The 12,152-nt window shown below is 38.1% G+C and carries 10 protein-coding genes; 8 read left to right on the top strand and 2 right to left on the bottom strand.

Annotation, left to right across the window (positions count from 1 at the left end; all coding sequences use genetic code 11):
* On the bottom strand, positions 1-423 hold the full coding sequence (locus LACWKB8_RS08905) for an ABC transporter ATP-binding protein (protein WP_242491944.1): 423 nt from the start codon (positions 421-423) through the stop codon (positions 1-3).
* An 86-nt stretch (positions 424-509) separates the two neighbouring features.
* On the bottom strand, positions 510-1,394 hold the full coding sequence (locus LACWKB8_RS08900; protein WP_038524833.1) for a helix-turn-helix domain-containing protein: 885 nt from the start codon (positions 1,392-1,394) through the stop codon (positions 510-512).
* 689 nt (positions 1,395-2,083) lie between these two features.
* On the opposite strand from LACWKB8_RS08900, the gene rpmH reads away from it, so the two are divergent.
* From rpmH to LACWKB8_RS08860, 8 genes are all read left to right on the top strand, one after another.
* Positions 2,084-2,224, top strand: coding sequence for a 50S ribosomal protein L34 (gene rpmH, locus LACWKB8_RS08895; protein ID WP_003549412.1), 141 nt, complete (start codon positions 2,084-2,086; stop codon positions 2,222-2,224).
* Positions 2,225-2,276: 52 nt separating this feature from the next.
* Positions 2,277-2,645, top strand: coding sequence for a ribonuclease P protein component (gene rnpA, locus LACWKB8_RS08890; RefSeq protein WP_038524829.1), 369 nt, complete (start codon positions 2,277-2,279; stop codon positions 2,643-2,645).
* Between the two features lies 1 nt (position 2,646).
* Complete coding sequence (locus tag LACWKB8_RS08885; protein ID WP_038524826.1) at positions 2,647-3,510, top strand: membrane protein insertase YidC; 864 nt, start codon at positions 2,647-2,649, stop codon at positions 3,508-3,510.
* 106 nt (positions 3,511-3,616) lie between these two features.
* Entirely contained in the window at positions 3,617-5,002 is a 1,386-nt protein-coding gene (gene mnmE / locus LACWKB8_RS08880) for a tRNA uridine-5-carboxymethylaminomethyl(34) synthesis GTPase MnmE (protein WP_038524823.1), read from the top strand.
* A 12-nt stretch (positions 5,003-5,014) separates the two neighbouring features.
* Complete coding sequence (gene mnmG, locus LACWKB8_RS08875; RefSeq protein WP_038524822.1) at positions 5,015-6,913, top strand: tRNA uridine-5-carboxymethylaminomethyl(34) synthesis enzyme MnmG; 1,899 nt, start codon at positions 5,015-5,017, stop codon at positions 6,911-6,913.
* Between the two features lie 275 nt (positions 6,914-7,188).
* Positions 7,189-9,003, top strand: coding sequence for a pyruvate oxidase (spxB, locus tag LACWKB8_RS08870; protein WP_038524819.1), 1,815 nt, complete (start codon positions 7,189-7,191; stop codon positions 9,001-9,003).
* Between the two features lie 109 nt (positions 9,004-9,112).
* On the top strand, positions 9,113-10,498 hold the full coding sequence (gene gndA / locus LACWKB8_RS08865; protein ID WP_038524816.1) for an NADP-dependent phosphogluconate dehydrogenase: 1,386 nt from the start codon (positions 9,113-9,115) through the stop codon (positions 10,496-10,498).
* Positions 10,499-10,595: 97 nt separating this feature from the next.
* On the top strand, positions 10,596-12,152 hold the full coding sequence (locus tag LACWKB8_RS08860) for a ClC family H(+)/Cl(-) exchange transporter (protein WP_038524814.1): 1,557 nt from the start codon (positions 10,596-10,598) through the stop codon (positions 12,150-12,152).

The raw sequence follows: 12,152 nt of genomic DNA, 5'->3' as shown, positions 1-12,152 counted from the left end.
TTATTGCCCCTTTTTGAGTACAATTTGGTAGTCTGCTGCCTGGGCCAGTTTCAGATCATGAGTGACCATGATGATAGTTTTATGGTGCTCGCGCTGCAATTTTTGGATCAGTTTCAGCACATGAAGAGCAAGTTGCGGATCAAGCGAGCCAGTCGGCTCATCGGCAAGGATTAGCTTACCGGGTTTTAAAAATGCACGTGCTAACGCAACGCGTTGCTTTTCGCCAACTGACATTGTTGCAATCGTATCATCCAGCCGGTTTTGCAATCCGACTTCTGCCAAAATGTCTGTAATTTGTTTGTCAGTTTTATTTTTGGGGGCGTGGCTAAAGTTTAGGGCTAACTTGAGATTCTGTCGCACGGTCATGTTGGAAACGAGCGCAAACGTCTGAAAGAGGTAATTGATGTCATTGCGTCTCGCCAAAGTTGCTTTTCTGCTGTTAACCCCCGGTGCAGCCTTGTTATTTAGTGTGATCAATATACTATATTTTATAAAATATAATTATATGGTTACTGTATCCAATGACATGTATTTAAACCATCATTTAGCTCTTGATTACTAGTTTTAGCTAAAGTATATAATATTTGTAATATCTGCTTATCTTTGAACATCTCCGACAAATTAAATTTTGGATTAACAGCAATTCCTATTTGAGGTATACCGTCAATAATTGTTATTGGAGGATCAAATTGTAGATGTTCATCTTTTATGAATTTATTTGATTCTTTATCTATTTTTCCTTCCAATTTGTTTTCATCTATTAAAGAAGTCATGACATTAATCATCATATAGTTTTTAGTATTACTGTTTTTATTAATTTTATTTTCTGAACAAAACAAAATACTACTGAAGAAATTTTGAGATTTTTTAGAATTATCGTTCCACTGAAATAGTTGAATTACTTTAGTTAAAGTTCTATTAGCATTGCGATTAATGCTTTTAATTTTATCTATTATTTCTGACAAATTTCGTTTATCATTTTTGGGGTTATCATCATAGTCATCAAATGAGACTATAAAACTTGATATAGGAAGTAAGTAGGTAGTTTGACTAGGATGGTCATCATATCTTCGTATAATTAGCCCTAGATCAATTAGCTGAGAATTCCAATTATTAATACTTCTTTGACTAACGTCTAAATCTTTTGCAATCTTAGCTATTGATGGCCAGCAATCGCCAGTATCATTTTTTGAATGAAATCCATAGTATAAGTAAAGTCTTATTGCACCAGTTGTCATAAAAGGTAAGTAATCCAATAGTTTTTCTTCAGCTTTAAAAAAGGGAGATTTAATGCCATGATTAAATTCTTTCCATTTTCGATAATTATATTTTATTTTATTACTAGCCTTTTTCTTATCTAAAAAACCTAATCCTATTTTTGCATGATCTATCATTTTTCACTCCTATAAAACTTGAATTTCAATTATTATGTAATAAAAATTTATTTAAAAATAACGCATAGCAATAGCTACACTATTGCTATGCGTTAAAATTAGTGATACACTATCTTTGATTCAAGAGGTTAGAATACAGACCCGTAAAAGTATCACAATAACTCCTTATTCCACCTAAGGTGCACTTAGGTACGGGTCGGAGTTATTAAAATATTTGGAAAGGATCACCTCCAAAAGCTATCTTAATTATTAAGATGGCTTTTTTTAATTTATTTCTAAACCAAAGTAATAAACTACTTTTGTTTAGTTAATGTGATTATATTATGAATTGAGATTATTTGCAAGAACATTTTTTCCAAATAAGACCAATCAAGCTGTTAGATAAATTCACTATAGTTATGAAAAAAAATGCGTATTAACTAAATAATAGTAACTAAAGTGTTAACTAGAGTATTAACTAGACTAAATCAACAAAAACGAAAAAATTTTATCTACAATTTAAAACTAAAAAAAAGTTTGTTCACATTGAGTTTTGTGCTTTTTGCTCCAGCTAATTTTAATATAATTAAATTCTTTTTAGTTTTGAAATTCGCAATTTTTTGTCTTTTTGCTTGGTTTTTTACTTTAATCATGGTATTCTAGATATTAAATTGTGCAGTCTGCATACAAAAAATTGGAGGTGTAGTTTAATGACAACTAAAAGAACTTACCAACCTAAAAAGCGTCACCGTTCAAGAGTTCATGGCTTTATGAAACGGATGAGTACATCTAATGGCCGTAAGGTTTTGGCTAGACGCCGTGCAAAGGGTAGAAAAGTCTTATCTGCTTAAACCACTGAAATCCCAGTGGTTTTTTTAATTTATAAGAGTGGAATGAAACGTTTTGAGAAAGTCTTATCGCGTTAAAACAGAAAATGATTTTCAAACAGTTTTTAAGTCGGGCAATTCAGTAGCCAATCGGGCCTTCGTTATTTATCAATTAGATAAACCGGAGAATGAACATTTTCGTGTTGGTATTTCCGTTGGTAAAAAAGTCGGTCACACTGCTGTAGTCCGCAATCGCCTCAAACGTTATATTCGTGCTGTTCTTACGGAAAACAGGTCTTTAATCAATCCCCAGATTGATTTTTTAGTAATCGCTAGACCTTATGCGCGTAACTTTAAATGGGTGGACGTTCGTAAGAACCTATTGCATGCACTCTTTTTAGCCAATATAATTAAAGAGATACCGAATAAAGTTGAGGAAGATTAGAGTGAAAGACATTTTAACCAAAAAGAATGTCAAGCGTCTACTTGTGCTGCTGACAGTAGTTGCTTTAGCAGTTGTTTTAACAGGTTGTGCGTCATCTAACAGTACAGAACCCGTTTCACATACAAGCGGCAGCTGGTGGAATCGCTGGGTCATTTATTATATGTCCACGTTTTTACTTTGGCTGTCTAAATTAATTGGTAACAACTACGGTTGGGCAATTATCATCTTTACTGTTATTGTGCGGCTTATTTTGTATCCTCTTAGTGCCATCCAAATTAAAAGCACTACTAAGATGCAAAAAATTCAGCCTGAGATGGACGCTCTCCGTAAAAAGTATCCTGGTAGCGACACAGAATCGCGTACTTTGCTTTCGCAGGAGACTAACAAATTATATAAAGAAGCTGGAATTAATCCTTATGCTGGCTGCTTGCCTTTAATTATCCAAATGCCGGTTATGCTTGCTTTATACGGAGCAATTGCTCAAACACCGCAGCTTATGACCGGACATTTCATGTGGATGGATTTGGGTGTACCCGATCCGTACTATATTATGCCGATTTTATCTATGGTTTTAACCTTCTTATCGACATATATCAGTCAGTTGTCAACACCGAAGGAATCACAAACTCTGTCATCTAAAGTAATGACTTATGGTATGTCAATCATGGTTGGTGTAATGGGTATTTATTTCCAATCAGCCATTGTAATTTACTGGGTAGTTTCAAACTTATTCCAAGTAATCCAGACCTTCATCTTGCAGAACCCGATTAAATACCGCCGTGAGCAGGAGGAAAAGGCACGCCAAGAGCGTGAACGCAAGCGTCAGTTGAGAAAGACTTATAAACGGCTGAAACGCAAAAAATAATTTTTAATCTAAAGTATTGATTTAGATAAAGTAGTCAAAGTGCTTTATCCATCATGATTATTCATGGTGGAATAATGCGCTTTTTTTATTGAAAAAGGAGAAAATCATGGCCCAAACTTTAACGGAGTTTGATACGATTGCAGCAATTTCAACACCAATTGGTGAAGGTGGCATTTCTATTGTCAGAATGTCTGGTGAAGATGCAGTTAAAATTGCCAATCAGGTTTTCAAAGGTGCTAATTTAACTAAGGTGCCAACACATACTATTCATTATGGGCACATAGTTGATCCAATAAGCGGGCAAGTCATTGATGAAGTTATGGTTTCTGTGATGCTTGCTCCTAAAACATTTACCCGTGAGGACATTGTTGAGATCAATTGTCATGGCGGTATTGTTGTTACCAACCATATTTTGCAATTGTTATTGAAAAATGGTGCGCGGATGGCTGATCCCGGCGAATTTACTAAAAGGGCATTTGTTAATGGCCGAATTGATTTGACACAGGCTGAAAGCGTGATGGATATCGTGCGTGCCAAAACTGATAAGGCTAGACAAATAGCAGAAAAGCAGCTGGAAGGTGGCTTGCTTGAAAAAATAAGGGCAATGAGGCAGGAAATTTTGGATACGCTGGCTAATGTAGAAGTTAATATTGATTATCCAGAATATGATGCTGATACCGTAACGGCTAAGCAAATGTCGAGTGTTTCCCAATCCGTTATCACTAAAATAGATCGCTTGCTCAAAACGGCAAGTGAAGGAACGGCACTACGTAACGGCTTGGCTACCGCGATTATTGGTCAACCAAATGTCGGAAAATCATCTTTGCTTAATTATCTAACGCAAAGCGATACGGCTATCGTAACGGATGTTGCGGGCACAACACGGGATACGCTAGAAGAATATGTTTCGGTTAAAGGCGTCCCCTTAAAATTAATTGACACTGCAGGTATTAGGCATACCGAAAACAAGGTAGAAAAAATCGGCGTGGAGCGCTCGAAGAAGGCTTTGGCAAAAGCCGACTTAGTTTTACTTTTATTTGATTCAAGTAAAGAACTATCAGCAGAAGATAATGCTTTAATTGCTGCCACTGCCGAGAAAAAGCGGATTGCCATTTTGAATAAGACGGATTTAGGGCAAAAAATTACTGCCGCTCAAATTAAACAGCTGACCAAGAGCCCTGTAATTGCTATTTCAATCTTGCAGAAACAAAATCTTGAGCAATTAGAAAAGACAATTAAAGAACTATTTTTCCAGGGTATAGAGAATTCTAATGATCAAGTAATGGTAACCAATCAAAGACAGGTTGGACTATTAGAAAAAGCTAAAAAGCAGCTCCAAGACGTTATTCAAGCACTAAAAGACGAGGTGCCGCTGGATATTGCGCAAATTGACTTCAATGGTGCTTGGGACACTTTAGGTCAGATAACAGGTGAAAGTAGTCCGGATGAGTTGGTTAATGAACTGTTCAGTCAATTTTGTTTAGGAAAATAGGTGTGAAAATTAATGATTAAAAGTTATGATTCAAATGATTATGATGTCATTGTAGTCGGTGCGGGACATGCTGGTAGTGAAGCGGCCCTAGCAAGTGCCAGAATGGGGCAAAAGACACTGCTTTTAACTATTAGCCTGGATATGGTAGCTTTTATGCCCTGCAATCCTTCAGTAGGCGGACCTGCTAAAGGAACAGTGGTACGCGAAATTGATGCCCTAGGCGGTCAAATGGGTAAAAACATTGACGCTACCTATATTCAAATGCGCATGTTAAATACTGGTAAAGGCCCTGCCGTGCAAGCATTACGTGCACAGGCTGATAAATGGCAATACCACGAGCAGATGAAAAAAGTGATTGAGGACACGCCAAACTTAACTTTGCGGCAGGCGACAGTTGATGAACTGATTGTTAAAGATGGAGTTTGTTCAGGTGTAATTACTAATACAGGCGCTAAATATCATGCTAAAAGTGTTGTTTTAACTACCGGAACATCAGCTCGCGGACGCATTTTTATTGGCGAATTGAATTATTCATCTGGTCCCAATAATACTATTCCTGCAATTAAACTATCAGAAGATCTAGAAAAGCTGGGCTTTAAACTGCGCCGTTTTAAAACGGGAACGCCACCACGTGTTAATAGCAATACTATTGATTATTCTAAAACAGAGGAAGAACCCGGTGACAAAATTCCGCGACACTTTTCCTATGAAACTAAAGATGAAGATTATCTCAAGGATCAAGTTTCTTGCTGGATGACTTATACTAATAAAACTACACACAAGATAATCAATCAGAATTTGACCCGTTCTCCTATGTTTTCAGGAGAAATTAAGGGCGTAGGGCCGCGTTATTGCCCGTCAATTGAAACTAAGGTAGTACGTTTTGCGGATAAGCCGCGTCATCAGATTTTTTTGGAACCAGAAGGAAAAGACACTAAGGAAGTCTATGTCGGCGATTTTTCAACTTCCATGCCAGAAGAAATTCAGCTAGAAATGTTGCATTCGGTAGCTGGGCTTGAAGATGCAGAATTAATGCGGCCGGGCTACGCTATTGAATACGATGTGATTGATCCGTGGCAATTAAAACATACTTTAGAAACCAAAAATATTAAAAACTTATTCACAGCAGGGCAAATGAATGGTACTTCAGGCTATGAAGAAGCTGCTGGGCAGGGACTGATCGCTGGTATTAACGCTGCTTTACGTTCTGCTGGTCAGCCAGGATTTACCTTAGGCCGTGACGAAGCATATATTGGTGTTTTAATTGATGATCTGGTCACCAAGGGAACAGAAGAACCATACCGCTTATTAACTTCAAGAGCAGAATATCGTTTGATTTTACGTAATGACAATGCTGATTTACGTTTAACTGATTACGGCTTTCAGCTTGGCTTAATCTCTGAAGAGCGTTATTCCAAATTTTTAGCAAAGAAAGAACAAATTGCACAAGCTGCTAATGCTGTTAAAAATATTACGGTTCACCCCACACCTGCAGTACAGGATTATCTTGCAAGTATTGGTGAAGAAAAATTAAAAGCGGGTGTCAAAGCCGACGTTTTTCTTAGAAGACCGCGAGTTAAAGTTGCTGACATTGAACGTTTGACGGGAATGAGTATTTCAAATGAGCGCTACGTGAGAGAACAAATTGAGATTAACGTCAAGTACGCGGGCTATATTAAGAAAGAACAACAGCAAATTAACAAATTGCATCGCCAAGAAGCAAAGAAAATACCAGTTGATATTGATTACGATGCAATTGATGGGCTGGCAACAGAAGCACGGGAAAAGTTTGCCAAAATTAGACCGGAAACAATTGCCCAGGCTGAACGTATTTCTGGAGTTAATCCAGCAGATATGGCAATTCTAAGCGTTTACGTGCAAAATGGGCGCTATACCAAAATTAACAAATAAATTTAGTAAAAATTTAAAAATTATAAAAAATATTTTTGCTGACTAATCTAGCACAAAAAATGCACAAATTTTATGGTAATGATCAAACAATCACAAGTATTGATTATTGCTATTATCAAAAAGTTATAAATTAATTGTACAACATTGTGAAGATAATATTTTTACAAAGCGCTTACACCTTGCAATAATCGTAAATTTTGCTCACTTGAAATTGTGAAATTATATGTTTTAATACAATATGTAAGTAAACATGTATTTAAGGAGATGCACTTAAAATGGCAAAAATTAATGGCGCAAATGCCATGCTCCAAGTTTTATTGGACTGGCATATTGATCATATTTATGGTTTTCCGGGTGGCTCATTTGACTCAACAATGAACGCTATCCATGACTTTAAGGGTAAGTTGAAGTACATTGAAGTTCGTCACGAAGAAGCTGGCGCTTTGGCAGCTTCAGCTGAATATAAACTCACTGGCAAACTTGGTGTATGTTTTGGTTCAGCTGGTCCTGGTGCTGTTCACTTGATGAATGGTTTGTATGACGCAAAATACGACAAGGTTCCTATGGTAGCTATCGTAGCTAACGTTCCAACTAGCCGTCAGGATATGGATTTCTTCCAAGCTTTTGACGAAAAGCCTTGGTTTGATCCGGTTGCTGTTTGGAACCACCAAGTTAAGCGTGCAGAACAAATTCCTTCAATGATGGATGAAGCAATTCGTCAAGCTTATGCAAAGAAGGGTCCAGCCGTATTAATTCTTCCTAAGGACTTCGGTTGGGACAAGATTAGTGACAGCTACCGTGTAAATTACAATGCAATGCAAGCTGTTCCAAACTATGCAGCTCCTAAAAAAGAAGAAGTTGAAGCAGCTGTTAAGCTTCTTGAAGAAGCAAAGAACCCAGTTGTTTACTTCGGTCTAGGTATGAAGGGTCATGGCGATGTCTTAGAAAAATTTGCTGAAAAATTCAAGACGCCATTGATGTCTTCAGTTATGGCTAAAGGTGTTGTTGAAGATAGATGCCCAGCTTATATGGGTTCAATTGGTCGTGTTGCACCTAAGCCAAGTGATGACATTCAAACCCATGCTGATGCAGTTATCTGGGTTGGTAATGACTCACCATTCTCATTGTTCTTCTTTGACCCTAAGGCTAAGGTAGTACAAATTGATGTCGACTCAGAAAAATTGGGTAAGCGTCACGCAGTTGATGTTCCAATTTTGGCTGACGGTGCTAAGACTTTGCAAGCTATTATTGATGCAGGTCAACCTCGTGAAGAGTCACCACTTTACAAAGCTGCTATTGCAGACCGTGAAAACTGGGAAGAATGGGAGCACAGCTTTGACAATTCAGATGAAATGCCAATTCGTCGTGAACCAATCTTTGACATTATTAACAAATACGCTGCTGATGATGCACAATTTGCTATTGATGTTGGTAACATCAACATTGACTTCCAACGTTTAGTAAACTTGCATGATCAACAAACTTGGGCAACTTCAGGCTTATACGCAACTATGGGCTTCGGTTCTCCAGCTGCACTTGCAGCAGCAACTGTTCACCCAGAACGCGAAGTTTGGAACTTGAGCGGTGACGGTGGTTTCGCTATGATGAGTCAAGAGTTGTTGACTGAAGCTCGTTACAACATGCATATCTTGAATGTTGTCTTCACAAATGATACTTTAGGTTTCATTGAAGCTGAGCAAGTTGATGAATCACACCAACCATTATCAGGTGTTATTATGCCTAATAACGAATGGGCTCAGGTTGCTGAAGGTATGAACGTGAAGGGTGTAACTGTACGTACTAAGAAGGAATTCGAAGACGCAGTTAAGGAATTCAAGCAAATGGATGGACCAATGTTAATCGACATCAAGTTTACTCATGACATGCCTTACTCAACTGAATTGAACACTCTTGATGACCCAGAATTCGTTAAGAAGTATCAAGCTGAAGGCTTGAAACCATTTAGCTACTTTGCTGAAAAGTATGGCTTGGTTGAAGATACTGCTTCAGGCGCTTCAGAAGCTGAAGAAGAACCAGAGCCAGAACCAGAAGAAGAACCTGATACAACTTCAGGCGCTTCAGCTCACTAATAAGCTAAATTATTAGAATGAAAAAAGCGGAACTTTTTGAAAGTTTCGCTTTTTTGCTGTCTTACAAGTATAATAATAAAGTATGATTTTTAATGATGGAGGACTATCAATGCAACAATTCGGTATTATAGGCTTATCGGTTATGGGTAAGAACCTGGCTTTAAATATTAGAAATAATGGCTTTTCCGTTTCTGGCTTTTCAATTGATAAGCCAGAAGTTGATGCTTTTGCTAAATATAAGGATGCTAAACTAAAACCAACTTATACTTGGGAGGAATTTGTTAATTCACTGGAAAAGCCGCGCAAAATTTTAATTCAAATAGCAGCGGGTAAGCCCGTTGATGAAACTTTGCAAAAATTATTACCTTTGCTTGATCAGGGTGATATTTTGCTTGATGGTGGTAATTCTAATTTTCATGATACCAATCGCCGTTTTCATGAAATGGAAAAACATGGTATTCATTTTATTGGAATGGGTGTTTCAGGTGGTGAAGAAGGTGCTTTAAATGGCCCTGCACTCATGCCGGGTGGTGATGAAGAAGCCTATAATGAGGTCGCACCTATATTAGAGGCGATTGCAGCTAAAAATGAGGAAGGCCAGCCATGTGTCAGCTTTATTGGTCCAGAAGGCAGTGGGCATTATGTCAAAATGGTTCATAATGGTATCGAATATGGCATCATGCAGGAATTTTCTGAAGTCTACGATATACTACGAAAAGTTGCAGGCAAAACAAATGACGAAATGTCGGCCATCTTTGCTGATTGGAACAAGGGGTTAGTCAAGGCGTATCTTAGTGAAATAACTGCTGAAGTTTTAAAACAAAAAGATGGGTTGACCCCCGACCATGTGATTGATCATATTTTGAATGTTGCATCTTACAAGGGTACTGGTAATTGGATGCTTGAAGATGGTGTGCATTTGGGTGCGCCGATTAGCGTAATTGCTGAAGCAGTTATTAGCCGTTTTATGTCTAAGGCAACTACACGTGAAGGTGCAGAAGTAAAGTGGAGTAGTGCTGCACCTGACGACTTGGTTGATAATCTCGGTCAAGCTTTGCAATTGAGCCAAGCTGTAGCTTATGCTCAAGGCTTCCAACAGTTAAAAATGGCTGCGGATGCTTATAATTGGGACTTACGTTACCCAGCAATTGCACAATCATGGGAAGCAGGCTGCATTATTCGCTCATCAATGTTAAAAGATATTGAAAAAGCTTTTGCTGAGGGTAAAAAGCTTGATAATATGTTCCAAGATCCTTATTTTAAAGACTTGATGAACAAGAATATTCCAGCATTACGGGCTGTAATTGAATTGGCAACTGAAGCGGGCATTCCAACACCGACTTTAAGCGCATCACTGAATTACTTAGAATCAATCTTTAACCCGAGTTTGCCGGCAAATCTCATTCAAGGGCAACGTGACTACTTTGGGGCCCATACCTATCTCAGAAATGACCGTGACGGTGTTTACCACACTCAATGGTATGAAGAAAAATAATTTTGTTACACGTGTAACAACTGAAACCAGTTAAGTTTGAGCTTTGACTGGTTTTTTGCTAGTGTGAAAAATATTTTAGCTAAAGAGTGGAGGTACTATGAAAAATAAAAAAGCGCAAATAAAACTTTTGGTCCTAGCCATGGTGGTAGGACTCTGTAGTGGCATAGTAGTTGGTTTTTTTCGCTTTGGCATCGCCAAAATGACAAAGCTTTGGCTGACTCTGTTTCACGTGGCACATAAAAACTTTCTCTGGTTTATGCCCATTATTCTTGGTCTGATGGCGGTAGGAATAATTGCAGGCTATTTTGTTAAAAAATATCCGCATGTTGGTGGTTCAGGCATACCTGAAGTAAAACTGCAATTGGCAGGGAACCTGACTTTAAGCTGGTGGCCAACACTATGGCGTAAAGTAGTAGGAGGCATTTTAGTTATAAGTACAGGGCTGTTTTTAGGACCTGAGGGTCCTTCTTTACAAATAGGCTCAACTATAGGTCAAGGTGTCGGAGAAAGCGCTAAAGAGTCTAAAACAAACGCTCGCGTGCTTTTAGCAACAGGAGCAGCTAGCGGTTTGGCTGCCGCTTTTGGGGCCCCGCTAAGTGGAGCCTTATTCGTGCTTGAAGAAGTTTTTCACAACTTTTCTCCCCGGGTTTGGATGAACGCACTTGCAGGTGCTTTAGTAGCTGATTTTGTTGTTTCCAATATTTTTGGGCAGAAGCCATCTTTATCGCTTGTTTATCGTCATTCCTTTCCCGTAAAGTTATATGGCTATTTGCTCATTTTAGGTTTGCTCTTAGGATTATTAGGTCACTTATATAAAACTGGACTCTTTAAGGGTAAAAAGCTATACACAAAAATCACTTTCTTACCTAGCTGGCTCTACGGGTTGATCCCACTATTTTTGTTAATCCCAATTGCCTACTTTTGGCCACTAATAACTGGTCCAGGTAATCGGTTGATTTTAGCTTTACCACAAATAATTAAACACAGTGGCTGGAAGGTAATTGGCATTTTGGTATTTTTCTTTATTATTAGAATAGTATTTTCCATTATTTCCTATGATTCAGGACTGCCCAGTGGCATTTTTCTACCAATATTGACAATGGGGGCTTTAATTGGTGCAGTCTATGGCTTAACTTTAGTGCAGCTTCATTTATTACCAGCAAAATTGGTTATTAATCTAGTAATTTTTGCTATGGCCGGTTTCTTTGCTGCGGTAATACGGGCGCCTTTTACCGCCATAATGCTCATTACGGAAATGGTTGGCTCATTACTACATTTAATGCCACTTGCCGTGGTGGCCTTTGTGGCACTGCTAGTCGATGAATTTTTAAATGGAGAGCCAATATATGGTACGCTGGCACGTGCAATGTTGACAAACAGTAAAAAGCAGCAGGTTAAAATTTCTGGTGAAACTGATCAATTGACTGTGCCTATTTATGAAGATAGTCAATTAAACGGTAAAATGATTATGCAAATCAAATGGCCTCAACATACTTTAGTTAAAACAATTTATCGCGATGGTAAGTCTATTATTCCCAATGGTCAGACTATAATTAAAGCAGGTGATTCTCTGATTTTGACCTTAGATGCAGGTCGCCGAGGGGCCGTATTTAGCCAAATTAAACAGATGCAAAAAGTGCACTACGACGGCTAA

It is taken from the genome of Lactobacillus sp. wkB8 (assembly GCF_000761135.1).
GTDB classification, from domain to species: Bacteria; Bacillota; Bacilli; order Lactobacillales; family Lactobacillaceae; genus Lactobacillus; species Lactobacillus helsingborgensis.
Note: the sequence above shows the minus strand (reverse complement) of the source record. Positions and strands in the feature narration are given on the sequence as shown.

Coding starts and splice junctions, on each gene's coding strand:
- LACWKB8_RS08900 (WP_038524833.1), bottom strand. CDS start 1,394: ATGATAGATCATGCAAAAATAGGATTAGGTTTTTTAGATAAGAAAAAG.
- rpmH (WP_003549412.1), top strand. CDS start 2,084: ATGACAACTAAAAGAACTTACCAACCTAAAAAGCGTCACCGTTCAAGA.
- mnmE (WP_038524823.1), top strand. CDS start 3,617: ATGGCCCAAACTTTAACGGAGTTTGATACGATTGCAGCAATTTCAACA.
- mnmG (WP_038524822.1), top strand. CDS start 5,015: ATGATTAAAAGTTATGATTCAAATGATTATGATGTCATTGTAGTCGGT.
- spxB (WP_038524819.1), top strand. CDS start 7,189: ATGGCAAAAATTAATGGCGCAAATGCCATGCTCCAAGTTTTATTGGAC.
- gndA (WP_038524816.1), top strand. CDS start 9,113: ATGCAACAATTCGGTATTATAGGCTTATCGGTTATGGGTAAGAACCTG.
- LACWKB8_RS08860 (WP_038524814.1), top strand. CDS start 10,596: ATGAAAAATAAAAAAGCGCAAATAAAACTTTTGGTCCTAGCCATGGTG.